At 45.8% G+C, this 26,682-nt stretch carries 24 protein-coding genes; 18 read left to right on the top strand and 6 right to left on the bottom strand.

Annotation, left to right across the window (positions count from 1 at the left end; translation table 11 throughout):
• The first annotated feature begins 156 nt into the window (after window positions 1-156).
• The 8 genes from MHH63_RS21305 to galU all read left to right on the top strand — a co-directional run bounded on the left by MHH63_RS21305 (window position 157) and on the right by galU (window position 7,387).
• Complete coding sequence (locus MHH63_RS21305; RefSeq protein WP_076186261.1) at window positions 157-675, top strand: DJ-1/PfpI family protein; 519 nt, start codon at window positions 157-159, stop codon at window positions 673-675.
• 23 nt (window positions 676-698) lie between these two features.
• Window positions 699-1,322 (top strand): hypothetical protein, encoded by a 624-nt coding sequence (locus MHH63_RS21300; protein WP_076138393.1) that lies wholly within the window; start codon window positions 699-701, stop codon window positions 1,320-1,322.
• Between the two features lie 21 nt (window positions 1,323-1,343).
• Complete coding sequence (locus tag MHH63_RS21295) at window positions 1,344-1,640, top strand: antibiotic biosynthesis monooxygenase family protein (RefSeq protein ID WP_036676767.1); 297 nt, start codon at window positions 1,344-1,346, stop codon at window positions 1,638-1,640.
• Window positions 1,641-1,654: 14 nt separating this feature from the next.
• Window positions 1,655-2,473: a phosphotransferase family protein gene (locus MHH63_RS21290; protein WP_248549070.1), complete on the top strand. Its 819-nt coding sequence runs from the start codon at window positions 1,655-1,657 to the stop codon at window positions 2,471-2,473.
• Window positions 2,474-2,501: 28 nt separating this feature from the next.
• Window positions 2,502-3,047: a DUF1697 domain-containing protein gene (locus MHH63_RS21285; RefSeq protein ID WP_076186269.1), complete on the top strand. Its 546-nt coding sequence runs from the start codon at window positions 2,502-2,504 to the stop codon at window positions 3,045-3,047.
• Between the two features lie 206 nt (window positions 3,048-3,253).
• A complete protein-coding gene (locus tag MHH63_RS21280) occupies window positions 3,254-5,383 on the top strand; it encodes a glycosyltransferase family 39 protein (RefSeq protein ID WP_248549069.1) in 2,130 nt (709 codons plus the stop codon).
• A gap of 78 nt (window positions 5,384-5,461) precedes the next feature.
• Entirely contained in the window at window positions 5,462-6,448 is a 987-nt protein-coding gene (locus MHH63_RS21275) for a glycosyltransferase family 2 protein (protein ID WP_076138397.1), read from the top strand.
• An 18-nt stretch (window positions 6,449-6,466) separates the two neighbouring features.
• Complete coding sequence (gene galU / locus MHH63_RS21270; protein WP_179089473.1) at window positions 6,467-7,387, top strand: UTP--glucose-1-phosphate uridylyltransferase GalU; 921 nt, start codon at window positions 6,467-6,469, stop codon at window positions 7,385-7,387.
• A gap of 389 nt (window positions 7,388-7,776) precedes the next feature.
• On the opposite strand, the gene MHH63_RS21265 is transcribed toward galU, so the two are convergent.
• The 3 genes from MHH63_RS21265 to MHH63_RS21255 form a co-directional block, all read right to left on the bottom strand.
• Entirely contained in the window at window positions 7,777-8,343 is a 567-nt protein-coding gene (locus MHH63_RS21265) for an FAD-dependent oxidoreductase (RefSeq protein ID WP_036676776.1), read from the bottom strand.
• A gap of 167 nt (window positions 8,344-8,510) precedes the next feature.
• Window positions 8,511-10,094: a sensor histidine kinase gene (locus tag MHH63_RS21260; protein ID WP_076186276.1), complete on the bottom strand. Its 1,584-nt coding sequence runs from the start codon at window positions 10,092-10,094 to the stop codon at window positions 8,511-8,513.
• Window positions 10,091-10,774, bottom strand: a complete 684-nt coding sequence (locus tag MHH63_RS21255; RefSeq protein WP_038568592.1) for a response regulator transcription factor — start codon at window positions 10,772-10,774, stop codon at window positions 10,091-10,093. The genes MHH63_RS21260 and MHH63_RS21255 overlap by 4 nt, the downstream gene beginning before the upstream one ends.
• Before the next feature lie 475 nt (window positions 10,775-11,249).
• Here MHH63_RS21255 and MHH63_RS21250 point away from each other — a divergent pair, with 475 nt between their 5' ends.
• The 3 genes from MHH63_RS21250 to MHH63_RS21240 all read left to right on the top strand — a co-directional run bounded on the left by MHH63_RS21250 (window position 11,250) and on the right by MHH63_RS21240 (window position 16,172).
• The gene (locus MHH63_RS21250) at window positions 11,250-12,413 is read left to right on the top strand and encodes a glucose-1-phosphate adenylyltransferase (RefSeq protein WP_038568594.1); all 1,164 of its coding nucleotides are present in this window, start codon (window positions 11,250-11,252) and stop codon (window positions 12,411-12,413) included.
• 122 nt (window positions 12,414-12,535) lie between these two features.
• On the top strand, window positions 12,536-13,639 hold the full coding sequence (glgD, locus tag MHH63_RS21245; RefSeq protein ID WP_036676786.1) for a glucose-1-phosphate adenylyltransferase subunit GlgD: 1,104 nt from the start codon (window positions 12,536-12,538) through the stop codon (window positions 13,637-13,639).
• A 100-nt stretch (window positions 13,640-13,739) separates the two neighbouring features.
• Window positions 13,740-16,172, top strand: a complete 2,433-nt coding sequence (locus tag MHH63_RS21240) for a glycogen/starch/alpha-glucan phosphorylase (RefSeq protein WP_036676789.1) — start codon at window positions 13,740-13,742, stop codon at window positions 16,170-16,172.
• An 86-nt stretch (window positions 16,173-16,258) separates the two neighbouring features.
• Here MHH63_RS21240 and MHH63_RS21235 read toward each other — a convergent pair whose 3' ends face one another.
• Window positions 16,259-16,738, bottom strand: a complete 480-nt coding sequence (locus MHH63_RS21235; protein ID WP_036676791.1) for a GAF domain-containing protein — start codon at window positions 16,736-16,738, stop codon at window positions 16,259-16,261.
• Between the two features lie 228 nt (window positions 16,739-16,966).
• Here MHH63_RS21235 and MHH63_RS21230 point away from each other — a divergent pair, with 228 nt between their 5' ends.
• The 4 genes from MHH63_RS21230 to MHH63_RS21215 all read left to right on the top strand — a co-directional run bounded on the left by MHH63_RS21230 (window position 16,967) and on the right by MHH63_RS21215 (window position 19,748).
• Window positions 16,967-17,248: a hypothetical protein gene (locus tag MHH63_RS21230; RefSeq protein WP_036676794.1), complete on the top strand. Its 282-nt coding sequence runs from the start codon at window positions 16,967-16,969 to the stop codon at window positions 17,246-17,248.
• A 185-nt stretch (window positions 17,249-17,433) separates the two neighbouring features.
• Window positions 17,434-17,988, top strand: a complete 555-nt coding sequence (locus MHH63_RS21225) for a GNAT family N-acetyltransferase (protein WP_248549067.1) — start codon at window positions 17,434-17,436, stop codon at window positions 17,986-17,988.
• Between the two features lie 30 nt (window positions 17,989-18,018).
• Entirely contained in the window at window positions 18,019-19,527 is a 1,509-nt protein-coding gene (locus MHH63_RS21220) for an MDR family MFS transporter (RefSeq protein ID WP_341172086.1), read from the top strand.
• A 68-nt stretch (window positions 19,528-19,595) separates the two neighbouring features.
• Window positions 19,596-19,748: a hypothetical protein gene (locus MHH63_RS21215; protein ID WP_341172085.1), complete on the top strand. Its 153-nt coding sequence runs from the start codon at window positions 19,596-19,598 to the stop codon at window positions 19,746-19,748.
• 736 nt (window positions 19,749-20,484) lie between these two features.
• Here the strand turns inward: MHH63_RS21215 and MHH63_RS21210 are convergent.
• On the bottom strand, window positions 20,485-20,952 hold the full coding sequence (locus MHH63_RS21210; RefSeq protein WP_036676802.1) for a MarR family winged helix-turn-helix transcriptional regulator: 468 nt from the start codon (window positions 20,950-20,952) through the stop codon (window positions 20,485-20,487).
• A gap of 349 nt (window positions 20,953-21,301) precedes the next feature.
• On the opposite strand from MHH63_RS21210, the gene MHH63_RS21205 reads away from it, so the two are divergent.
• The 3 genes from MHH63_RS21205 to MHH63_RS21195 all read left to right on the top strand — a co-directional run bounded on the left by MHH63_RS21205 (window position 21,302) and on the right by MHH63_RS21195 (window position 24,802).
• Window positions 21,302-22,645 (top strand): MFS transporter, encoded by a 1,344-nt coding sequence (locus MHH63_RS21205; RefSeq protein ID WP_340977545.1) that lies wholly within the window; start codon window positions 21,302-21,304, stop codon window positions 22,643-22,645.
• 160 nt (window positions 22,646-22,805) lie between these two features.
• Window positions 22,806-23,546, top strand: coding sequence for an ABC transporter ATP-binding protein (locus tag MHH63_RS21200; RefSeq protein WP_036676805.1), 741 nt, complete (start codon window positions 22,806-22,808; stop codon window positions 23,544-23,546).
• Window positions 23,543-24,802 (top strand): ABC transporter permease, encoded by a 1,260-nt coding sequence (locus tag MHH63_RS21195; protein WP_341172084.1) that lies wholly within the window; start codon window positions 23,543-23,545, stop codon window positions 24,800-24,802. Before MHH63_RS21200 ends, MHH63_RS21195 begins: the two co-directional genes overlap by 4 nt.
• 449 nt (window positions 24,803-25,251) lie before the next feature.
• Here the strand turns inward: MHH63_RS21195 and MHH63_RS21190 are convergent, their stop codons facing one another.
• Window positions 25,252-26,520, bottom strand: coding sequence for a BaiN/RdsA family NAD(P)/FAD-dependent oxidoreductase (locus MHH63_RS21190; RefSeq protein WP_341172083.1), 1,269 nt, complete (start codon window positions 26,518-26,520; stop codon window positions 25,252-25,254).
• Window positions 26,521-26,682: the final 162 nt, after the last annotated feature.

Below are 26,682 nucleotides of genomic sequence, written 5' to 3'. Positions count from 1 at the left end.
GGTGAAATCCCACATTCGGAATCTTAGCGGAGCGCATAGTTGTTATTGATTAGCGTCCTCTGAGTCCGTAAGTTTCAGGAGAGGGCGATGATGCTATAATGATAGATACATAGAATAGAGATTACTTTTTTTGAGAACAGGGGAGCTGATCTATCATTGAATACATATATTCTTATATATGATAGCTTTGTGCAGTTTGAGGTTACATTGGCAGCTTATTTTATGAAAACAAAGGGTGAGGTTTATACCTTAGGTTTGGAAGATAAGGCGTTAATCTCCTGCGAGGGTTTTTCTGTGAATCCATCCGTATTGGTTGAAAATGTGGACGTTAGCACCATAGATTTATTGATTATCCCTGGTGGGGAAACAGATAATTTAATAGGGCAGGAGGCTCTATTAGATTTAATCAGAAGCCTGAATGGAGCAGGCAAAGTCATCGCGGGCATTTGCGGTGGGGTATCCATTCTTAAGGCAGCCGGAGTACTGGATGGTAAGGTTTATGTGGACAATGAATCTGGCGTATCTAACGTCGTTGTCGATGGAACAATCATTACCGCTAAGCCGAATGGATATGTAGATTTTGCGCTTGAAATTGGGCGAGTAATGAGTATCTATAAAGATGAGGCAGATTTGCAAGAAACGATAGATTTCTTTAAACATTTTAAATCCGTCTAAGGAGTAGAAGAGGGGAAACATGTATGAACGTTAGCAATATCATTATGTCCTCTTATTGGGGTAGAGAGGTTAAACATAAATATATCACCCAAGGTTCCAAAGCGCTGGCTGTTATTTTTCCGGGTAAAAATTATTCAGCTGATCGCTCTCTGCTGGATTATGCGGCTAAAGCTGCCCGGGAGCATAATTGTGATGTTCTGCTTTTAGAATATGGTTACCAGAGTGCTAGGGTGGATTTCAAGCGTGAAGAAATGAGTATTATCATTGAGGAATGTAAAGCCGTGATTGCTTCTCTGCCGGATTATAAGAGGTTTCTTTTTATAAGTAAAAGCATGGGAGCTGTTATTGCAGGTAGAATAGCTGAAGAGCTAGAAATACAGAAGAAGACGTCTCATCTATATATCACCCCGTTGCCTGAGGCGGTGCCGCTGATTCAGCGGAGTCGGGGGACTGTAATTTATGGTGGCAGTGACCCCTTATTTGGTGAAGAGCATTCGGGTGAAATTAGTGGGCTGAATCATTTGAAGGTGTATAGAATCGATGATGCCAATCATTCGCTGGAGGTAGGCAGTGTCAACGAGTCACTAGCAATACTGCTGGTCATCATTAATTTCTATCATGAATTTTTCCGGGATGCTTTAAATTAATAACTTTAGGAGATGATGAGTGTGATTTTGGAAGCTGCGATGCTGCAAGTGAAGCCTGGTTTGACTACTGAATTTGAGCAAAGCTTCAAGGAGGCATCAAGCTTAATCTCCTCGATAGAAGGTTATATGGGCCATGAATTACAACATTGCTTGGAGGATGATCATAAGTATCTGTTGCTGGTGAAGTGGAGAACGCTTGAAGACCACACTGTTGGTTTTAGAGAATCCAGCCAATATCAGGAATGGAAAGCACTCCTTCACCATTACTACGACCCATTTCCGGTAGTTGAGCATTTTACCCGCATTAATCTGGACTAAATGGAGGATACCGAATGAAGGCCAAGCTTGTTGGGGAAGGCAGAACAGCGGAGATCTGGCAGCATGACGATCAGAGGATTCTTAAATTGTATCGGGAGGATATAGCAGAGCAACACGTCAGCCGGGAATATAAAATCAGCCAGTTTGTACATGCGCGGGGTGTTCGGACCCCCCAGCCTTTTGAGCTTATTTCTGAACAGAATCGACAAGGTATCGTTTTTCAACAAATTCAGGGTCCCTCTTTACTAAAGGTGATGGGTGAGAAGCCTTGGAAAGTTACCCAATATGCCAGGCTGATGGCGGGGCTTCATTGTGATTTACATAAGCTTGAAACTACAGAGGAAATCGGCCAGCAAAAGGATATGCTGAAAAGTCAGATCATGGTTGCCCCTATGCTGAGCGAAGAGGAAAAATCCGTCATTTTGAAGTATCTGGAGAAGCTGCCGGAAGGCACTCGTTTATGTCATGGGGATTTTCATCCCGACAATGTGCTTATGGATGAACAGCTCTGGGTGATCGACTGGATGACGGGTGTAGTGGGAGAACCTGCTGGAGATGCTGCGCGTTCCGTAGTGATGTTCAGTTTGGGAGCTATGCCTCCGGGAGCTTCGGCCTTCTCCAAATTAATGTTAGGTTTTATAAGAAAAAGATTAACTAAGGGATACATTCAAGAGTATCTCAGATTATCAGGACACACTTATGAGGACGTAGACCGCTGGATTTTGCCGATCGCTGCCGCACGTCTGGTGGAGGGGCTTTCGCCTCCAGAGAAGGAGCTGCTGGTAAATGAAGTTCGTAAACGTCTACACACCTTAGCCGCAGAGGTAAGCTGATCATGGCACAAAAACGGAGGCGTATTCTATGACTACCTATATAGCGCTGCTGCGTGGAATTAACGTCGGCGGGAACAAAATTATTAAAATGTTGGACCTGAAGGCGATGTTTCAGTCTCTTGGATTTGCAAATGTACGAACGTATATTCAGAGTGGAAATGTCGTTTTTGAGAGTGATGAAGGTTCGGTAAGCCTGCTTAGAGGAGTCATTGAACGTCAGATTCATGAGGTTTTTGGATTCGAGGTCTCTGTTATTATCCGTACTTTAGCAGAAATGGAGAATGTGATCGCTAACGATCCCTTTCAGCTGTCCGAGCCAGAGGAATTCAAAAGATGGTATGTTACTTTTTTACCAGCCGAGCCTTCAGGGGAAGCATTGGATAAACTGTGCACTTATGAGAATGGACCGGATAAAGTGCGTTTTGTCGGCAGAGAGATGTATATATTATATGAGGTCAGTGTGAGCCAATCATCGCTTTTTAAAGTCCCTTTTGACAAAATACTCGGGATGCCCATTACCGCACGCAACTGGAACACGGTGAATAAGCTTGTTGCCATAGGCAAGATGGAATAACATAGTTTGGATTGAACAGGGTACCGAAAGGCTCCACATTGTGGGGTCTTTTTTGCGTTCCGGCAGCCTCATTTATTCAGCAAACATTCAGCTTGCACTCATTGAGAGTTAAGGTATGGATGAAATAATACACCTACGGAAAGCTTGGGCCGGAGTTACAGAACTGCCGGCATATAGAATGATCAAGGGATAGGAGTGAAATGGAGATGAGTTTTGCTAGAAAAATAAGCTCGGATCTTATACTGTGGCTCATTTTAATACTCGCTGCTTTTTTGTACGGTTATGGAGTTTGGAATGACCACTATGTGAATACATACTACACCACTGCCGTGGGAAGTATGCTGCAAAACTTTCATAATTTCTTCTTCGCTTCACTCGACTCTGCAGGTTCAGTCACGGTGGATAAACCACCGGTCACCTTTTGGATTCAGACTCTTAGCGCACTCATTTTCGGGCTGCATGGCTGGAGTGTAATTTTACCTCAGGCGCTTGGGGGCGTGGGCTCCGTGTTGCTCGTATACCTTCTGGTAAAACCTACCTTTGGTAAAGCAGCAGCTCGTTTAGCAGCGCTGGCCATGGCAACAACTCCAGTAGCGGCGGCTGTTAGCCGGACGAATAACATTGATGCTTTGTTAGTATTCACGTTACTGTTGGCGGTTTGGTTTTTATTTAAAGGAACGAAGAGTAATAAGCTGGGCAGTCTCCTTGCCGCATTCGCTTTAATCGGTGTTGGGTTTAATGAGAAGATGTTGCAGGCTTATATGGTATTGCCGGCTTTTTATCTCTTTTATGTCTTGGCTGCGAAAGTGAACTGGAAGCGAAAAACCGGAGTATTAGCGGCCTCGACAGCTATATTACTCGTGGTCTCGTTATCCTGGGCAGTGATAGTGGATTCGATTCCCGCTAGTAAACGACCTTATATCGGCAGCAGCGGTACTAACTCCGTGCTCAATCTTGCCTTTGGTTATAATGGTGTCGCCCGATTGACGGGTGATCGGGGGACAGGTGGTGGCGGAGGTGGAATGCCTTCAATGAATGGTGGTGAGATGCCGAACATGAATGGCGAGATGCCAGCTATGAACGGTGAAAGACCCGCTATGAACGGGGCAGATGCTGAAAATGGTACGGATAGCGGACGTGGATCATTTTCGGGTCGGCAAGGTATGAATTCAACCTCAGACAGTCAAAATGGCGCCGATGATGGAGGTTCTCCAGGGCAACCACCCGGCGGTGGAACAGATAATCAAAACCGGCAATTTGGTGGTGAAGGTGGGGGTCAAGGACAACGCGGCGGCATGAATGGCGGCGGAGGTGGAATGTTCAATACTGGAACCGCAGGTCCACTGCGCCTGTTCCAATCAGAGCTGTCAGGTCAGGCAAGCTGGATGCTGCCTTTTGTATTGTTTGGTTGTATTGGATTATTCGCTAATCTGCGGAGAAGGAACTTTACGCAAGGGCATAAAGAAGCTCTATTCTGGTTAGCATGGCTGGTGCCGGTGATGGGATTCTTCAGTATTGCGGGATTCTTCCATCAATATTATCTGGTGATGATGGCTCCGCCGATAGCCGCGCTGGTCGGTGCAGGCTGGTCAAAGCTCTGGAGTCTGTATCGTGAGCACTCTGGTTGGCTGTCATGGCTATTGCCAGTTGCGACGCTGGTTACAGCAGTTTTTCAATGGTACATTATTCATCCTTATGACGATACGATTGGCAGGGGCTGGTCGATTGGCATTCTGGCTGCCGGTATAGTTGTTTCTTTGGTGCTGGTCGTTCTTAAAGGCAAGCAGAAGCCATTTGTTTTCTCGGCAAGTATTGTTGCTGTACTAGTATTGTTAATTGGCCCGCTCTACTGGGCAGCTACCCCAATTACTTATGGCCTGAACAGTCAAACCCCTGAAGCAGGACCAGGCAGCAGTGAGGGCAGAGGAGGAATGGGCGGCAATTCTAGCAACTTTGGACGTAATAGCGCCACAAGTGCGAATGAGAGTCTGTTGTCCTATCTGGAGGAAAATAATACCGGGGAGCCTTATCTGTTTGCCGTATTGGATTATGGCACAGCAGCTCCTTATATCGTCGATAAGGGGGCATCGGTTGTTATTCTGAACGGTTTTTCCAATTCGGACACAGTATATACCACAGATACCCTAAAGGCGTTAGTAAAGAGTGGAAAGGTGAAATACTTCCTGCTGAGCAGCGGCGGTATGGGTGGTGGACGTGGAGGGAATTCTACGCTCTCTACCTGGATTACCGACAATGGCACAGAGGTTCCAGCAGCGGATTGGGCAGGAAATGACGCTGGCAACAGCGGAACGTTATACAAAGTTACAGTTAACTAGTTCAGTGTTTTAGAGTACGAAGCGTGCTAATACATTTGCAGGCACGCTTCAGCATTTAAATTAAAGGAGGAGCTGCTCATGAGTATCAACGTGCGCTATTCCATTATTATACCGATGTTTAATGAAGAGGCAGTCATTCAGGAAACGTATCGCCGTATTAAAAAAGTGATGGCAATGACGGAGGAAGTGTATGAGCTGATCTTCGTGAATGACGGCAGCACCGACAACTGTGCCCAGATGATCGAGGAATATAGCTACTGGGATGAGAGTGTGAAGCTGATCGATTTGTCACGTAACTTTGGACATCAGATCGCTATTACTGCCGGAATGGACTATGCCCTTGGGGATGCAGTTGTCATTATTGATGCTGATTTGCAAGACCCGCCTGAGCTGATCTTGGACATGATTGCGGAATGGAAGAAGGGGTATGAAGTTGTATATGCTAAGCGGGTGAAGCGAAACGGTGAATCCCTATTCAAAAAGTGGACGGCCAGCCTCTTTTATAGAATTCTGCGTTATTCAACCGATATTTCTATCCCTGTGGATACGGGTGATTTTCGGCTTATAGATCGTAGGGTCTGCGAAGAGCTCAAACGTCTACCGGAGAAAAACCGTTTCGTGCGCGGACTGGTCAGCTGGGTTGGTTTCCGTCAGAAGGCGATTGAATATGAACGGGATGAACGTCTGGCGGGGGAAACTAAATATCCACTAAAACGTATGATCAAGCTCTCTTTGGACGGAATCACCTCCTTTTCCTATAAGCCGCTGAAGCTGGCAGGATATTTGGGCGCACTGCTGTCGGCTTCTGGTTTTCTGTACCTTATGTATGTTTTGTACCTGGTGATTTTTACAGACTCAGTTGTTAAGGGCTGGGCTTCGATGATTGGAATTACGCTGACCTTCAACGGATTTGTACTCATTATGCTAGGAATACTAGGTGAATATGTCGGCCGGATTTATGACGAAACTAAGGGACGTCCGCTTTATATTGTCCAAGAGTTCTATGAAGGTAAGGGGCAGCAAAAGAACATTCGTGAGCACCCTGTGACCCATCTCCGTAAATAAACTGCAAGGGAGGGATTCATGATGAAGATTAGAAAAGCTGTCATTCCCGCCGCGGGCTTAGGCACTCGTTTCCTGCCTGCCACTAAGGCTCAGCCAAAAGAAATGCTGCCCATTGTGGATAAACCAGCGATTCAATATATCGTAGAAGAAGCCGTCCGCTCTGGTATTGAAAGTATTATCATCGTGACCGGCCGCAATAAGAAGTCGATTGAAGATCATTTTGATAAATCGGTGGAGCTGGAGCAGACGCTTTTGGAAAAAGGGAAAGAGGATCTACTTCGTGAAGTCCAGCTAATCAGTGAGCTAGCGAGCATCCATTACATTAGGCAAAAAGAGCCGCTGGGACTAGGCCATGCCATCCTTTGTGCGGAACAATTTATCGGTGATGAACCTTTTGCTGTTTTGCTTGGTGACGATATTATGGTTTCGGAGGACCCGGCGCTGCTGCAGATGATGAGATTGTATGAGCAAGAGGAGCAGACTATCGTCGGTGTGCAGCAGGTGCCACGGCAGGAGGTTAACAAATATGGGATTATAGCTTCCAGCGGCTCACTAAATGGAGTTCATGAAGTAAAAGGATTGGTAGAGAAGCCCTCGCCTGAAACAGCACCTTCAGAATACGCCATTATGGGGCGATACATTTTGGAGCCTTCGATATTCTCAGTACTGGCTAACCTCGAACGTGGAGCGGGCGGTGAATATCAACTGACGGATGCTTTGCACGAGGTATGCCGGCAAGAAGGATTGCTGGCGCTGGATTTAATCGGCAAACGTTATGATATTGGTGATAAATTTGGTTACATTAAAGCCACGCTGGAGGTAGGTTTGATGCGGGAGGATTTGCGCCCATTATTGGTTCCGTATTTGCAGGAGCTGGCTGCTAGTCTTAAGGGAAGAGAAGAAGAAGTGGATTCCTTGCATTGGAGTATACACAGTTGAGGGAGAGAAACTGTTTCAAACGATCATAACATCGGCTTCGGTGGTGGGATGAGGTTTTGAAGCAGTTTTTTTGCGTGTGGTGTTCAAAGGACGGTGAGGGACGAGCAAATAAGTGTACTTTATACAATTAAAAGTATGGGGGACAGCTGCAAATCGATTTAGTTGCACTTGATACATCTATATCTTTACATTTTAGCTAGAATGCTCAGTTAGCCTGTTTTTAGTTGCATAAAATACACTTAAAACAGCCGTGTGGGTGTTATTGTATGAAATAGCTGCATCAAGTGCAGTTATTTTTAAATTTCGTAACTTGTTTCTCCTGGGTGACGAAAAAATCCGAAAGACCGATTCCTAAGAATCATCCTCCGGATTTATGTTTTGAGTATAGATTAAGCTTTCAGCACATCATGATCAACGTAACGCGCACCATTTAACTCGCTAATTACATTAATAGCTACCTTCGCACCATCGCCTGCGGTAATAATGGCATGTACACTTACTCCAGCAACAGTACCAGCAGCCCAAATACCTGCGATATTCGTTTTGCCTTCAGCATCAACGGCTACTACAGTTTTGATTCTTGGCTCTGTACCATCCTTAGTCTCCACACCAGCTTTGGCAGCTAGATCTGTAAGGGCGCCTGTGGCAAGAATGACATGTTTTGCTTCATAGATAATTCCATCTTCAGTTTCAATGACAAAACCATTGCCGCTGGAGGTGAGGTTGATAGCCTGTTCGGAAACCAGCTCAGCGCCAAATTTAACGGCTTGCTTATGCCCGGTTTCGACCAGCTCAGGACCACCTACTTCGGAAATTCCATAAAAGTTCTCAAACCAACCTCTGCGGGTCATGCCCTTATCGTTGTCGATCAGCAGCGTTTTTTTGCCCGCCTTGGCGGCGAACAGGGCTGCGCTTGCACCGGCAGGACCGGCGCCAATTACGGCGATTTCGTACATGTATTTACCTCCTAAAAGTTTTGTGGAGCGATGCTCCTTAGAATGGACTACATAGCAAAACTGGCAACGAAATCATACGCTTGGTTTTGTGAAGCAAAACTCACTTCGAAAGCATACGCTTAAGTTTTGTGGAGCGACGCTCCAGTTCCTCTTAATTATAACGGTTGTTACTCTTCCTTGGCTAATCCTTCCTCGCAAGGCAGACTAACCGTAAACGTTGTGCCCTCCCCAACGGTGCTATTTACACTAATCTTGCCGTGATGTGCCTCGACAATAGATTTTGTAATGGAGAGGCCTAACCCTGATCCGCCGTATTTACGTGTACGAGAGGAGTCACTGCGGTAGAATCGATCAAAGATATGTGGGATGTGCTCTCCGGGAATTCCGTAGCCATTATCCCGCACGCTTAATAGAGCCTGATTTCCTTCCGCTTGTAAAGAGAGATGAATGCTCCCTGTCGTGGCATTGGTATGCTGAACTGCATTGTGGAACAGATTCAGAATCACCTGCTTGAGCTTATAGGGATCATATTTACCACGGATGCCATAGGAGATATCAAAAGTAACTTTACGTTGATCTGCGAGCAAAAGCAGATGCGGCTTCATTTCGTGAATTACCTCGCTGAGAATCAGATCAGTCATCTGCAGTTGTGGAGCTCCGTCCATCCGAGCGAGCAGTAGCAGATCCTCGACCAGCTTATTGATCCGTTTCGATTCACCATGCATGCTCCGCAACGAGTTATATAACTGTTCTTTATTATCGGCGGCGCCCCGCAGCAAGACCTCAAGAAAACCGTGTATTGAGGTAAGCGGAGTTCTAAGCTCGTGGGAAGCATCGGCAGCGAACCTGCGCATCTGCTCCTTGGCCTCCCGTTCATTATGAAAGGATATTTCGAGACGTTCGAGCATACCATTGAATGAATGAGCAAGCTTGTCGATCTCGGCCTGTCCTTGGTCAACTGGAAACCGAATGTCCAAATTACCGGCATTAATGATCTCAGCCGATTCTCCCATATTAGATAGAGGAACTAACGTCTTTCGCAGGGCCGGCAAGTATAGGAATAATCCAGTCAATAAAGCAATCACTGACAAACCTGCGTAGATCAGCAGCTGCTGCATTATCACATCCGTCAATGGCCCCGTGCTCACACTCATTTGCAGCAGCAATCTAGTATTTCCAGGCCTATAAAGATTCATGAATATGGCTAGATGTTCAGTTCCGTCTTCAGCTTGGATGAGCTTGTAATTTCCTGTTGCCCTATCCGTGGTGTGAATCAGCAGCGCATCGTATTGCTCATTGGTCAGCCTGGGTGCTGCTATATCTGAGAGGGTTAATTGCTGTAAATCCCTGAAGGTGCCATCCGAGCTGTACATGGCGAGAGTTGTATGGGCATCAAGCAAAAGCGGACGCCGGTTCTCGCCAGTTCGCAGCCCACTTGGCATTTTATTCATGTCTTCTCTTTCCAACGGGAAATTGCTGTTAAACTCGTTGTTCGTGTCATTTATGCCTGTGCTGTCCTCGTCATAGGAATTAAAAAAGTTAAAAAACATCTCACGGGGGACAGAACGTATTTGCGCTTCCATAGACTCGGCTCTATTGCTGTATATAAAATCTCGCATAAGGATATATTGTAAGACTCCAATTAGCAGCAGCAATCCTGATAGAATAAGCAGCGATGTGGCAAGCAGCTGTTTACGCAAGGAACGTGGTGCAGGCAGTCTGCGAAGCCATCTGAAGATGGGAGTGCTCATAGATCCACCCGGTAGCCTGCGCCCCGCAGGGTACGGATAATACGGTGCTCCTTATCTCCGAGCTTCTCACGAAGCGAACGGATATAGACCTCAACAATATTTTCCTCACCGCCAAAATCATAGCCCCACACTTTATCAAGAATCATAGGCTTGCTGAGTACAAGGCCGTGATTGATAACGAGATACTGTAATAACTCGTATTCCGTAGGGGAGAGTTCAAGTACTTCCTCCCTGAAGCGAATTTCCTTTCGCCGACTGTCAATTCGGAAAGGACCGCAGCGGACCTCACCTAGCAGCCCCGGAAACTGATTCCGCAGCCGCGCTTGGATCCGCGCTAGTAATTCATCAAAGCTGAAGGGCTTGACCATATAGTCGTCAGCACCAATAGATAGTCCTTTTACGCGATCATCCACTTCGTCTTTTGCAGTAAGCATGATGACAGCTACCTCTGTCTCTTCTGAGCGCAGATAGTGACATACCTCGAATCCATCCATACCCGGCATCATAACATCCAGGATAGCTACATGGGGCTTGAATTCAGCTGCAATCGAAATGGCGCTTAGCCCGTCCGACGCGGTTCGTACTTCAAAACCTTCGTTAAGGAGACCCAGCTCCAGGAACTGTAATATATGAGGCTCATCATCTACGAGCAGAAGTCGAACTCCTTGTACTGCTTTCATCATAGGTTCCTCCAAATCGGTGATAGATAGCTTCATTATGCCATATCCGGTTGAATGTTTGCTGAAGACCGAATGATTCTTTTTCTAGAATAAATGAGTGAATTTCTTTCACATGGCTTTAAATTGGTTAATCTAGTTATAAGGAATATTAACGTGTTTAATGACAAACAGGGTTAAAAATTCCGGATTTTCGGAATTGCGATAAAGGGTTTTGACGAAGAATATAGAACACTTTACAATAAGGATAATCTCCTGATTCAGGCTCCTGATTTTGGAGAATGCTCTCCCTATTTTAGGTTAGATCATCCGAACGTGTAAAATTTCCTTCCTCGTTTTTTCAACTTTGTCATCTTCCTATCAAGGCTCATTTCTTTCTGGTGTATTTCTTTTCTAATTCACTTCTTTTTGGAATTCTGTTCATTCATCCTAGGTTTGCTGAACTTTATATTACCCATAAGTCAAGGGAGGCTTTTCCATGAAGAAAAAAGAAATGGTAGCCATGCTATTGGCTGGAGGCCAAGGCAAAAGATTGAAAGGTTTAACCAAATCGCTTGCCAAGCCCGCTGTCTATTTTGGGGGCACTTATCGGATCATCGACTTTCCTTTAAGTAACTGCTCCAACTCGGGTATTGATACTGTCGGTGTATTGACACAGTATGAGCCACTTATACTACATTCTTACATCGGAGTAGGCAGTGATTGGGATTTGAACCGTAAGAATGGTGGAGTATTCGTATTGCCACCGCATGAACGTGAGAATGGAAGCAGCTGGTATCGGGGAACAGCCGATGCGATTTATCGAAATCTTAAATTTGTAGATCAGTTCGACCCCGAGCATGTTCTTATTCTATCCGGTGATCACATTTATAAAATGGATTATCATGCTATGCTGCAATACCACAAGGAGAGAAATGCAGATTGCACGATTTCTGTGATTGACGTTCCGCTGGAGGAAGCAAGTCGATTTGGAATCTTAAATACGGAGGACGATCTGAAAATTTACGAATTTGAAGAGAAGCCTGCACAGCCAAAAAGCACGCTAGCTTCTATGGGTGTGTACATCTTTAAATGGGAAATTCTCCGCAAGCATTTACTGGAGGACGGAGAGAATATAGGGTCATCTCACGATTTTGGTAAGGATATCATTCCTTTGATGCTGGAAGACGGGAACTCTTTATTTGCGTACCCTTTTGAAGGGTATTGGAGAGACGTTGGTACGGTAGCAAGCCTGTGGGAAGCGAATATGGATTTACTGAGCGATAATCCACCGCTTAATCTAAATGATCCCAGCTGGCGCATATTTACACGCAATCCGAATCAACCTGCTCAATATGTCGCACCTGGGGCGAAAGTGTCAGGATGCATTATTAATGAAGGCTGCATTGTGCATGGTGAAGTGAAGCACTCGGTTCTTTTTTATGGCGTAGAAGTAGGTGAAGGCAGTGTGATTACGGACTCCGTAATTATGCCTAAGGTTAAGATTGGTAAGAACGTACGCATTCATAAAGCGATTATTAGTGAAAATACGGTAATCGACGATTATATGGAAATAGGCATCGAGCGGGAGAACGAGAACGAAATTCTGCTGATCGACAATAAAAGCAAAAAACGTAAATCAGCTGTGGCCAAAACCATATAATCAAGCTAAAACGCCTTCGGCGTCCTTCTAGGGACGGTAAGCGTTTATGCGAGATTTATAAGGATAAAGTATATAGTGAAACTTATACTTTCTTATAAATTATAAGAGGACGGTGGATTCCGATGAAGCAACTCATGGGTGTAATTAATCTGGATCATGAACTCGATAAACTAAATGAACTCACTTATTTCCGCTGTGGTGCAGCCGTACCTTTTGCCAGTCGTTATCGGTTGATAGATTTCGTGCTTTCCAATATGATGCGTGCGGATCTGGAGAGCGTGGGCCTGTTTGTTCGCCGTAAATACCGTTCTTTAATGGACCATTTGGGTGACGGGAAATCTTGGGATATGAATCGCAAGCATGGGGGACTATTTATTTTGCCTCCGGACTGGAATGATCCCACCGATACTTCTCTTGGCGACCTTCAGCATTATCATAATAATCTGGATCTTTTTAAACGGGGATCTGCTAAATATATTGTGTTTTCCGGCAGCCAGCATATTAATACTATCGATCTCCAGGACTTGTACAGCTACCATTTGGAGAAGGGTGCCGATGTTACAGTAGTATACAAAAAAATAGAGCAATTACAGCCAGAGCATGAGTTATGCCAGCGTATTGAAGTGGACGAAGAGAATAATGTGACCAATATCCATCATGAGAAGGATCATCCCAATTTATATCTCGATATCTTCATTATGGAGAAAAAACTGTTCCTGGAGCAGGTGGAACATTGCATTGCACATGGGGAGAGTTACTTTTTCCGTGATGTGATCCAGAAAAACCGCCATAAATTCAAAATCGCTGCTTATGAGTATCATGGCTATCATGCCGTAATTAATTCATTGGAAAGCTATTATAAGAATAGTCTGGAGCTGCTTCAGCAGGAGAATTACTTTAGTCTGTTCAAAGAAAGTCCAGTGCAGACGAAGATTAAATATGAGGCTCCTACCCGATATTTAGAGAGCGCAAATGTCAGCAATTCACTGGTGGCTAACGGCTGCATTATAGCTGGAACGGTGGAGAACAGCGTGATCTTTCGTGGGGTTCAGGTACGTAAAGGAGCGAAGATCATCAACTCTGTAATTATGCAGAAGTGCATTATAGAGGAAGATGCTGTTATTGAGAATGTGATCATGGATAAGGACGTACATTTAAGTAAGAATCGAATTCTCGTCGGGGATAGTAAACGTCCATTTGTGATCGCCAAGAGCAGCAAAATATAAACCAACTGGATTAGATGAAACGAAACAGTATAACCTATCTGATCTACAGGCATAGTCTAATGCATCCCTAAAAAAAGCTTTTGTCAGGAGGAACCTGCTGTTGTTTAACGATAAAGAAACTTTCAAACAGGTGTTTCGCGAGACGCTCATCAGTAAATTGGGCAAACCTTTGGAGGAAGCCTCGAATGCTGATGTCTATAAAATATTAGGCAACATGATTCGCGAGAATGCCGGGAAAAATTGGGCGGATACCAATCAAAAGTACAAGACGGATAAGGATAAGCAGGTATACTATTTTTCTATGGAGTTTCTGATCGGAAGACTTCTGGGGAACAATCTGCTGAATATGGGCGTGCTGGAGGTCGTGCGTGAGGGATTGGCCGATCTTGGTTTCTCGCTGCAGGATATAGAGGAGGTAGAAGCCGACGCTGGGCTTGGCAATGGAGGACTTGGACGTCTAGCTGCTTGTTTCTTGGATTCACTGGCCTCCCTGCAATATGCGGGGCATGGTTGCGGCATACGTTATAAATACGGCCTGTTCGAGCAGAAAATCGTTGACGGGTATCAGGTGGAACTGCCCGATTACTGGCTGCAAAATGATAATGTATGGGAAGTGCGTCGTGAAGACAAGCAGGTAGAAGTAAGGTTCTGGGGTGTGATTGAGACTCGGGAGGAGAACGGGCGGCTTATCTTTGAGCATAGTCAATATGAGGCCGTTCGTGCAGTTCCGTATGATGTGCCTATCATTGGTGCAGATCGGCGGCATGTGAATACACTGCGCAACTGGAGCGCGGAGTCCATCACCCAGCCTACCAGAACCTTTGGCTCTTTTGCCGGATCAGACTATCATAAATTCCTGGAATATAAGCGTTCCGTAGAATCCATCTCGGAGTTCCTGTATCCGGATGACTCTCAATACGAAGGCAAGCTGTTGCGGTTGAAGCAGCAATACTTCCTCTGCAGCGCTGGCCTGCAAAGTATTCTGCGAACCTTTGGAAAGCTTGGACTCCCTATACAATCGCTGCCCGACAAGGTTGCGCTTCATATCAATGATACACATCCGACGCTTGTAATTCCTGAATTGCTGCGGATTCTGATGGATGTACATGGATTAGGATGGGATGAGGCGTGGAGTATTACAACTCGTATGGTGTCCTATACAAATCATACGATCTTGAGCGAAGCCCTGGAGAAATGGCCTATTCAAATGGTCAGGGACTTGCTTCCACGTATTTTTCTTATCATTGAAGAGATTAATGCCCGCTTCTGCGGCGAGCTGATGAGTCGTTATCCCGGCGATCAGGACCGGATTTCACAGATGGCAATTATTCATGACGATCAGGTTCGCATGGCTCATCTGGCGATTGTGGCGAGCCATAGTGTCAATGGGGTAGCAGCGCTGCATACAGAAATATTGATGAAACGCGAAATGCGGCTCTTTAATGAAATGTACCCGCACCGCTTCAATAATAAGACGAATGGGATTACTCACCGGCGTTGGCTGATGCATGCCAATCCGGATCTGGCTAACCTTATCAATCAATCGATAGGAACCCGCTGGATGAGCCATCCGCAAGAGATGATTGGCTTGATTAAATATTGTGAGGATGCTTCCTTTCAGGAACAAGTAGCCAGCATTAAACGGCGGAATAAGCTCAAGTTGGCTGAATACATTTACAGCAAGCATTCAGTACATGTAGACCCCGACTCTATCTTTGATGTTCAGGTGAAGCGCCTGCATGCTTATAAGCGGCAGCTGCTAAATATTTTGCATATTCTGCATATGTACAACCAAATCAAAGATAATCCTTCGATGGATATGGTACCGCGCACGTTTATATTCGGAGCAAAGGCGGCACCAAGCTATCATTTGGCGAAACGAATTATCAAGCTGATCAATACTGTGGCGGAGGCTGTCAACAAAGATCCGGATGTTAAAGGCAAGATCCGTATCTTTTTCCTTGAGAATTATTCGGTATCTTTGGCCGAGAAGATCATTCCTGCTGCGGATATTAGTGAACAGATTTCTACAGCGAGTAAAGAGGCTTCCGGTACGGGGAATATGAAGTTTATGATGAACGGTGCATTAACCGTAGGTACGATGGACGGCGCTAACGTGGAAATGCATGAGATGGTAGGGGACAACAATATGTTCCTGTTCGGTCTTCGTGCTGAGCAGGTAATGGATTATTATCAGCATGGCGGCTATCACGCACGTGATATCTACAATGGGGATAGCCGTGTGAAGGAAGTATTGGATCAGTTGGTTAATCCGGGACCTATATGCTGTCATGGTGCGGAGTTTGAGACCATTTTCCATTCTCTTTTGGATAATAACGATGAATTCTTTGTGCTTAAGGATTTCGCAAGTTATGTCGAGACTCATGTCGAGATTGACCGGGCATACCGCAACCGTCAGGAGTGGCTGAAAAAGTCTATTATAAATATTGGTCATTCCGGTAAATTCTCAAGTGATAACACGATTAGCCGCTACGCCGCGGAGATTTGGAATATCAGTCCGGTACGGCTATAGGCTCAACAAGAATAGGCTGTCTTATAAGTAGGAGATTCCTACAAATGAGACAGCCTATTTCTTATGCTCTATAGGGCAGAGCTGCTTTAGATAACTTCCGATACCAGGGCTGCGAACCGCTCCAGGAACCGGCGTTCCTCATCATCAAAACGATCTTTCAGCGGACTGTCGATATCGAGTACGCCAAGCAAACGATCATCCTTGATCAGCGGGACAACAATTTCGCTGTTTGAAGCGGCGTCACAGGCGATATGTCCCGGGAATGCATGCACATCTCCAACTACTAACGTGCGTCGTTCCGCAGCAGCCGTTCCGCAGACTCCACGAGACAACGGGATGCGGATGCAGGCAGGAAGACCTTGGAAAGGCCCGAGCACAAGCTCCTTGCCATCAAATAAATAAAAACCGGCCCAATTCGTATCCGGCATAGCGTGTTTAAGCAGTGCCGAAGCATTGGCCAGGTTGGCCGTTGCACTTGGTTCGTCCTTTACTAATGCTTCTAGTTGGATTAGAACCGCTTCAAACTGCTCGTTGCGTGTTCCATCGTAAGGCATAGCTTGAAACATGAAGCATCACCTTCCTGTACTTTAAATTCAAATATGAACTCATAACTGTAATTATCAACATAGTACAGCTAGACATGATACGTCAAGCGACAATACCAATCTGTAACAATATGGAATCTTCCATGAAGTCCATGAAATGCGGAACAGCCACAATAATGTTTCCGGGGATCGGTCAGAGGGTAATGCTAGTATAAATACCGAAGGCTATATAGCCGGAAGAGGTGGAATATGCGCGCTGATGTACAGAACTTGTTCATAGGAATTCATATGCTTTATTGTGCACGGGATAAAGATGTGACGATCTCAGAGATGCTGCTCGGACTTGAAGATCTGGGGTATCGTGTAGGAGAACGCGAAGTGAAACAGGAATTGGAAAAGCTGACACTGGACAACTTTCTGACTGCCCATACCGAAGGGTACAGTATTACGGGGACTGGAATTGAAGAGTTCAAGGATATTCGAGCCAAACTTCAGGTGTTATGCAGTGAAGTTATTCATGAAGCGGAATGAAATCATTGTAGTTAAGTTTAATAAAAAGACGTCTGCATTTAGGGAGTGTTTGCTCCCTGCTGCAGACGTCTTTTTACGTTAACGCGCAGAATTTGTTCTTTTCAATGTTAAAGAATTTAGAACTTTTATCTTAAGGATATACTCTTGAATGATGTATAATTGATAAGTTGAAGGGGGGCAGAGACTTGTATAACTGCAATGGAGTGATACCCACACTGGTCGGCAGTAGAGTGAAGCTGTGTGCTATGACTACTGAACATGCTTCAGCATTGTATCAGATCTGGTCTCATCCAGAGGTCACCCGCTGGCTGGGGGCTCCAGCATTATCCTCTATCGAAGAGACTGAGCAACTGATTGCATTTTTATCACAGATGGCTCAGGAAGAGGACAGCTTACGCTGGAGTATTGTAGGACCCGGAGGTGAAGTTATAGGGAGCTGCGGGTATAACTATTGGCAGTTACAGGGAGCTTACCGCGGGGAAATTGGCTGCGATCTGGCGCCTGCCTTTTGGGGGCTTGGATATATGAAAGAAGCGCTTGGTTTAGTGCTCAACTTCGGCTTCAATAGGATGGGGCTGAATCGGATAGAAGCGCTGTGTCATCCTGATAATAATCGTGCGGAGAGGCTGGTTCAAACGCTCGGCTTTCAGAAGGAAGGTATACTGCGTCAATATCGTCAGACCCCTTCCGGCTTTCAGGATGTGACTCTACATGCGCTTCTGCGTGGGGAATGGCAATGATTTGATTACATAAAGAGAGGGTTTGGAACATTGAAGTCAACAGGGGATTTAGAACGTAAATTAATACTGATAGGGGTGCTGCTAGCTACCTTTTTGGCTGCGATTGAAGGAACGGTAACAGGACCAGCGGGTCCAGCTATCGTAGGTGAATTTCAGGGAATGCAGTGGCTTAGCTGGATATTCACTTCTTATTTGCTGGCAATGGCTATTACTACTCCTATTTTCGGCAAAATCAGTGACCTCTTTGGACGCAAGCCGGTGTTCATGTGGGGGGCAGCTGTTTTTTTATTAGGCTCATTATTATGCGGTATTTCGCAAAGTATGGAACAGCTGATCCTGTTCCGGGCAATACAGGGGATTGGCGCGGGTGCGCTCATTCCAATGACCTTTACCATTATCGGGGATATTTACAGTATTGAAGAGAGAGCGAAGACACAAGGATTACTTAGCTCTGTATGGGGGATTTCCTCTTTGGTAGGCCCTCTTCTTGGAGGATATGTTGTAGATTACCTAAGCTGGCGCTGGGTATTTGTCTTTAATCTGCCGTTTGGTTTACTAGCAATGGTATTTATTGCCCGTTATTTGAAGGAAGAAAAGGTACGCCGGAAAGCACAAATTGATGTGGCAGGTGTGCTGCTGTTCGCTGCTGGTATGGGCGCATTACTCTTCGGTCTCTCCACAGGAGGACAGAATCTGGAGTGGACATCCCCACTGCTAATCGCAACTCTAAGTGTGGCTGTTATCCTGCTAGTCTTATTTTTCTTTGTGGAGCGTCGTGCTCCTGAACCTATGTTGCCGCTGGGTCTATTCTCGAACCGCAATATCGCAGTATCTACAGGCGCTAACCTGCTGGTAAGCACATTAATTATTGGGCTTTCTACGTATGTGCCATTATGGGTGCAGGGTGTATCCGGAAAAAGCGCCGCCATCTCAGGTTTGCTACTGGCGCCGATGTCGGTAGGCTGGATGTTTGGTTCGATCGCCGGAGGGCGGATGATTCTAAAAGCGGGTTCGCGTCGAACCGCAATGCTTGGGTTGATTATGATCGCTGCGGGGGCTATTGGCCTGGCTTTCTTAACAGGGGAGTCTTCACAGCTGCTGCTCTTAAGCTTGATGCTGGTCTGTGGAGTTGGCTTTGGGTATTCTTCTACAGTCTTTACGATTATCGCGCAGTCCTCTGTTGCGTATGAGCAACGGGGAGCATCTACAGCGCTTAATGCGTTCACGCGTTCTTTAGGACAGACTGTTGGGGTGGCTATTTTTGGCTCCTGGCTGAACTTGAATATTGATAAGCTGTTAAGAAAACAACCAGATTCGAACATCTCAGGAGATGATATTAATAAGCTGCTTGGATCACATGCAGGAACCAACCTGTCTGGGGAAGTATCAAACAGTCTGCGTGATGCCCTTGAAGGTGGTCTTCATTCATTATTTATCGTAATGGCAGTTTTCGCTGTTTTGTCGCTGATAATTTCCTGGGGTTTGCGCAAGGGTGTGCCTTCAGTAGAGGATGCTTCATCGTCCTTGAAAAAGGCATAACTTATTAGGTAGATAGCGTGTTAAAGTGGTTGAACCATACGAATTAACTCCCTGGAGTGGAGTACGGAGTGACGCATGGAATGACCGACGGTGTGGCATATGGAATGACGCATGGACTAACGGACGGAGTATCACATGAAATGACGCATGGAGTGACACATGGAATCACGCACGGAGTAGCACATGGAATAACGGATGGGTGGCACGCCAGATTGATGTAACCTCTAGAGTAGAGCGTCGATGGAAGCAGTGGAAGCAGTCGTTAGACATATTTAGTTGTATTTAGTACAACTATAATCCTGCCGTTAACTCTTCAATGGATATAGCTGTATTTAGTACATCTATTTTCTTGATTTACTCGCCTAGGGGTACTTTTTCTGGTTTTTAATTGTACAGAATACACTTAAAGTTAGAATAATCCGATTTGCATACGAAATAGCTGTATAGAATGCAGTTATTCCTTTAGCTACTGCTCAGGTTCCCATCAAGATCGGGCGCTGAAAATATAGCGGGTTATATCAAAAGTGGATTTTACTGAGAGTGGTAGTTACGGTCAGCTAGAAGGGACGTCCAATCGGAAGTGTGTTCGCCAAGTCCAATCGGAGGTGTGCTACGCCAAATCCAGTCGGAAGCGTGCACGCAAGTCATGCCGAATAAGGATGACGATGATCCGAGGTTTGCCAAAAGCGGACCTCAAAGTCCGTCTTCGGCATCGACTTACTGCCCTAACTGATCAGTTCCCAACTAATGTTCGGCTAACGGAGGCTGTAAAAAGGCACTCAAATTTTGCTCAGAGGGGTCATAAGGACTTATATCATCTGCTCAAGTAAACTGCCGCAGAACAAAAGAAAACCAATGGGCGATTCTCAAATAAATCGGAGAATCGCCTATTGGTTTTCTTTTTACCATTAACAGAAATCAACAACAGCTTGTCTAAAACACATAAATAAGCGACTCTTACTTACGAGGAAGAGGGGATAGCTTCTCAGCTTGTAGACCCATCTTTTTGAGCAGAACAATCATTTGTTCCTTCTCATCATCATTCAGACCGCTGAAAGCAAGATGCAGGCGTTCTGAATATTTCGGATACATCTCATTCATGAGACGTTCACCTTCCGTAGTCAGCTCCGCAAAAATCACACGGCGGTCGCTCGGACAAGGCTTACGCTGCAAATAGCCGCGTTCCTCAAGCTTATCGATTACGTAAGTAACGTTGCCGCTTTGCAGCAGCAGCTTGGCGCCAATTTGTTGAATGGGTTGTGGTCCCTTATAATACAACACTTCCATAACGGCAAAGGCAGTCGGATTAAAACCTTCAATTTTGCTGCCGGTAACAGCATGTTCATTAATGCTCTTAAAAGACTTGGCAAATACCCGGTACAAATGTAGTGTTAATTGCGTATCACGTTCGTAAGATTGTATCATGCTTCTCCACCCTCTATCGTTAATCATGTGTGAACTCATCGCACAGTTTGCAATCAATAGTCATTAGTGCACGGGTTACCTGTGCAACGAACCTTGAGATAACCTTAGAATACGTGAAAGAGCGAATGAAGAACATGTGATTTGTCACAATGAGCACACTTTTAATTATTAAAAATCAAACAATTTTTTGAATACGATAAAAACGAAGGTTTTTTTGATTTCAGTCTTTGAAAGGATAAGAATTTCAGTCTTAGGTTCAAGCGCTATTTACGCCTCCAGACGGATGATTGATGTTCTCCAATATTTTACTATTACTTCATCGAGAAATAGTAACGGGGAGTGAAGTAAGATGGAGGAACAACTGGCTCATGATTCAAAAGAAGGAAAGCTAACGGCGAATAAGCCCTTTATGCTGCTTATTGCCGCACAGCTTGTATCGAATGTGGGAGACTGGTTGCATATCCTAGCGCTACTGACAATGGTAGGTTTTAAATGGAATGCGACACCGTGGGAAATTACGGCTATATCTTTATGTATGGCTGTGCCGTTGCTCTTAGGAGGACCGTTCGCAGGTTATTTAAGTGATCGTTTTAACCGCAAGGCGCTGATGATTGGTTCGGATCTAGCTCGTGCCGGAATCGTTGTTTGTTTGGTATTTGCAGGTTCTCTCTGGCAGGTATATGTCCTGCTGGTGGCTAAAGGGATCATGGATGTACTCTTTTCACCAGCCAAAAGCGGAAAGCTCAAGGAGCTTGTCCCTGCGGCCCAGATGGATAAAGCCATGGCGCTTAGCTCATCTATCGAACAAATAACCAAAATTGTAGGTCCTGCTCTAGGTGGACTGCTGGTTGCCGCATTTGGTATTGCCGCTTGTTATGTGATTGACTCGGCTACCTTCATTTTATCGGCGGTCATCTTAATAGGACTGCCGCGTGCGGCTGCACTGAAGAAAGATGCAGCAGAGGATAGCACAGGGGAGAATGGTGCTCGGAAGTCTTTTCGCCAAGAAATGTCGGCGGGTCTGCAGGTGATCGTGGGAATGCCTGTAGTACTTTGCGGGATTGCTATGCTGGTGCTAGTGCTGCTAATGCTGCAAATTGGTGATTCGCAGATTGTAACGTTATTCCGGGAAATTCCGGGTGTGAACGGTGATCTGCTGGGTTGGTGTGTGGCAGCCAGTGGCCTTGGCACCTTACTGTCAGCCCTGCTTGTAAGCCGTATAGGCAGTGGTAAACATACGCTCGTCTTTATGGGATTGGGAGCTGTAATTATGGGGGTTGTTTTCTCAAGTGCAGGAATTGTAACTGACCACGGTCAGGCCGGATTATGGATGAACATCGCTTTATTTGGTTCTTTTATGTTTGCTGGTGTGGGAGCAGGCCTTGCGTTCATTCCCTTCAATTCTATGCTGCAACAGCGGACCCCTGCGGAATACACGGGCCGTGTATTTGGAACTATAGGCAGTCTAACAAGTGCGGCTGTTATCTTGGGACCTGTAGCCGGTGGGGCTTTAGTTACAGCGTCAGGACCTGTCCCGGCTTTCATTCTCTCTGGTTTGCTTACAGCCCTGCTCGGAGTGTTACTGTTAATGCTGCGTGGTAAAATCGAGCGTAGAGATGAAGCGGCAATTAAACGTGAAGAAGAAATTTCAGCAACAAATAACCTAGAGCTTCTGGGACAGACCTCTCTTTAATGGGAGGTTTCTTTTTTAAATAGGAGAGTAGTTCTCTGAGCTGTGAAAAAATCAGTTTGCTTCCTTGGAGAAAGTATATATAGTACGATTAGAGAAGCTATCTTTCTGGATTGGAATTTCGATAATAATATTCATTAGAAATATTTAGGAGTTGGCGAATATGGAGAATGTAGAAATAACAGGGGATACCGAGAGCGACGAAGAGATTGTACTCGATGTTGAGATCGATGAAGCAGGCTATGAAGCAGGTGCCCCGTGCATATTCGATATTTCATTTCAGGTGCGGCGTGGACAGCTGCTCGGACTGATCGGACCAAACGGTGCGGGAAAAAGTACTACAATCAAAACACTGCTCGGTTTGCTTAAGAATACCAAAGCTAAGGTCTCCTTTAATGGAGTTAATAAATCCTATGCTTATGTACCGGAGCAGCCGGTGTTTTATGAGGACCTGACCTTATGGGAGCACTTAGATTTGGCTGCTGCTGCTTATGGACTAAAATATGAGCAGTTTCAAGAAACGGCGGAGAGGTTACTGAAGCAGTTCGGCATGAATCATGTCCGTGATGATCTTCCAGCTGGTTTCTCTAAGGGTATGAAACAGAAAATGATGCTGATGCTTGGCTTTTTGGTGCAGCCGGATGTTTATATTGTGGACGAGCCTTTTATCGGCTTGGATCCTCGGGCCACTAAAGATTTCCTGCGACTGCTGGAAGCGGAGCGGCAGCGCGGAGCTGGTGTATTAATGTCTACGCATGTATTGGATACTGCTGAGAAAATTTGCGATGATTTTGTGCTGATCTCGGGTGGCAGGGTTGCCGCTGCTGGAACGCTCGAAGATATACGTGATTATGCTGGGCTGCCGGAGGCGTCGTTGTTTGATTGCTTCGACGAACTGACATGAGTAAGCAGAAGCAGCGAGGGTTTGCTTTTCCTACCTCCAAAAAGCTATTCTGGCGGCGATTATTTTCTCATTGGCGTGAGCAATCTGCTATTATCCGTACGGCTGCCGATTGGACTGTGCTGTTATATATACTGATTCCCGGGGGATTTCTGGGAGGACGGTTATATTACGGGTTCTGGAACGAGGCATTGCCAGCTTGGAGTGGAGATTTGCCGTTTATGCTCATTCCTTCATTATTAGTGCTCCTGCTCTGTAGAGGGGGACTGGTGCTATTATTGCAGGAAGGCGATCTATTATTTCTAAGACAACGGCAGCGATGGATAAATACGATTATGTTTCGCGGGTTGCTGTACAGCCTGATCGTAACATCGTTGAAGTTCTGTGCAGCTTTTGTGCTGTTATTACCTTTTCTGGTTCGGGGATATGGAATGCTGTCATCAGAGGTATGGGCGCTGTTCGCTCTGACTCTGGCATGTAGCTGGTGCATTAAATTACTGGGGCATATTGTAAAAGTACAAAAGCAAGGCTGGCGGCGCTGGCTGTGGCTGATTCTGGCCATCTCCGTTCCTTGTGGGATCTATTTCCGTGCAGCTGCGTTTTGGAACAACAGTCCAGTTTTTATGCTGCTGATCGCAGCACTCTTTGCAGTCGTAGCGGTAATCGCTCTTCAGCGGCGTATAGTGATGCGTGGGACATTCATGAACGATGTGCGTGAAGATTATAAGCAGCGGATGAAAATAGCGGCCCTATTACTCCGCGGTGTACTGGATAAGCCACGTCCGACCCGCCATAAGCCGTGGATTTTCCGGAAATCACAGCCTTTGCTAAAATCAAAAACTGCCGAGAGCCGTTTCTCTGCGGCAGCGATTAAGGCCCTTGTACGGAATCCTGCTCATTTAAAGCTCTACTTATCGTTTACTGCTGTGTCCCTTCTAGCGATATTTATCATTCCATCAGGGTTCAAATGGCTGGGCTTTATAGTTTTAGTTTCTCTCATGACCAATTGGCTGTTGTCGTTCTGGTCGTTATTCGTGGGAGATGATTACATCGGAATTCTGCCGTTTACAAAGGAACAAAAAGCCGAAGCGGGACTGCGTGCGGTCCCTATCTTACTGCTTCCTTTTTCAATCATTTGTTCTGCGCTGATCTGTATTTCCTTATATGGATGGTTTGGGATTATCCTGTTCATCCCGCTAGGTTATATCGTTGCACTGTTTAGCTCTAGAATATTTGGAACATTTCGCTTAGCGAAATAAAGATATAAATAGAACGGAAGAGTGCCTCATAAGCCGTGAAAAGGCTGCTGGGGCACTCTTCTTTTTTTGTCTTGATTCGATCTATTGCACGCACGTACGTATGAGGTACCTAGCTAGCCTATCGGACACAGCTGCCCCTAAACATACTATTTTTCCACTTTTGGGATGCTAACGGACTCCATAGTTGCTATTGCCATGAAAAACACCATATATGAGTCTCGTTATAATGAATAGCGTCGTTGGAGTCCGAAACACTGCCCATAAGGTGATAAATTCGCAAATAACGTCATCTGGGTCCGAAGCCGCAGTAGCTGATTAGGACAGACGCTCCACATAGCAGCTGAGGAACCCAAAACAGAGGAGCGATTCTCCAATTAATGAGAGAATCGCGCAGACCGCCATTTTCAAAGTAGTAAGCTGCTTGGAGGATATTCACGTTGCATTAGAGATTATCCCAGTCGAATGTCAGCAGCGTGCTTGCCTGCTGTATATCCTGTTGAGAAGGCCGCTGTTATATTGTAGCCTCCTGTATAGCCATGGATATCGAGTACCTCGCCGCAGAAGAATAACCCCGGCATAAGCTTCGATTCCATTCTTTTGGGATCGATCTCCTTCAGGTTTACCCCGCCGCCGGTAACAAAGGCCTCGGATAGGGAACGGGTGCCATGCACATAAACCGGCATGCGTTTTAAAATCCCAGCCAATAGAAGCAACCCATTCTTGGAGACATGATAGCCAGTTGTATCCCCATCTAAGTCAGCTTTAGTCAGCAAGAGGGGGATGAGACGTTCTGGCAACAGTCCTTTCAGCGAATTGCGGATCGCTTTCTTAGGTTCCTGATCCAGCTTATCCTGCAACATTGATTCTACTTCCTGTGTGTTCAGATCAGGGAAGAGATCAATGGACATCTCCACCGTATCTGTGCCGGATTTACGTTGGACTTGTCTCAGAAATTGGCTGCACCGCAGTGCAATGGGCCCTGATAATCCAAAATGGGTGAATATCATATCTCCTCGATGAGAGATGACCTTCTTTCCTTTAGGATTCCACACAGTGAGGGCTACATCACGTAGCGACAGGCCTTGCAGCTCGCCTGACTTAATCCATTCTTCCCGTGAAAGAATCGGCACCTCTGTCGGAAACAGCTCGGTGATCGTGTGCCCTGCGGCTTCTGCCCAAGGGTAGCCATCTCCAGTGGAACCGGTCTGTGGTACAGACTTGCCTCCGGTGGCGATGATAACAGCAGTGCAGGCGATCGTCTTGCCCGAGCTCAGCTGGACTCCCTTAACAGCCTCTTCGTTATAGATTATTCTTGAGACGGGACTGTCGGTCATAATCTGCACGCCTAGACTCCGTACTTTGCTGATTAGGGCAGAGACGACACTAGAGGCCTTATCGGAAACGGGAAACATCCGCCCGTTATCTTCTTCTTTTAATGCAATGCCTAAACCTTCAAAAAAGGCGATGATATCCTGGTTATTAAAATGGTCGAAGGCACTATACAAAAAACGCCCGTTTCCTGGAATATGGGCGATTAGCTCGTCTCTTTCCTTGACGTTGGTAACATTGCAGCGTCCGCCACCAGATATTCCGAGCTTTCGGCCTAGTTTTGCTCCCTTGTCGATTAGCAGAACGGATGCCCCGTGTTCTGCAGCGGCCACGCTTGCCATTAGACCCGAAGGGCCGCCCCCAATGACGATCACATCGTAATTGCTCATGAAATTTTACTCCTTTACATGTTAAGACACGGAAGCGATTTCCGCGGGTATTCCTAACGGAATCATACCATTCTGATTCACATGTAACCAGTCTTGTCCAATCATTAGGTGATTATCGTTGTCAGGAGAGTAATCCTGTGCTTTAATCTAAGCATGTAGGGT

The organism is Paenibacillus sp. FSL H3-0310 (genome assembly GCF_038002785.1).
Lineage (GTDB): Bacteria > Bacillota > Bacilli > Paenibacillales > Paenibacillaceae > Paenibacillus_AQ > Paenibacillus_AQ odorifer.
This window is presented reverse-complemented; position numbering and strand designations above follow the sequence as displayed.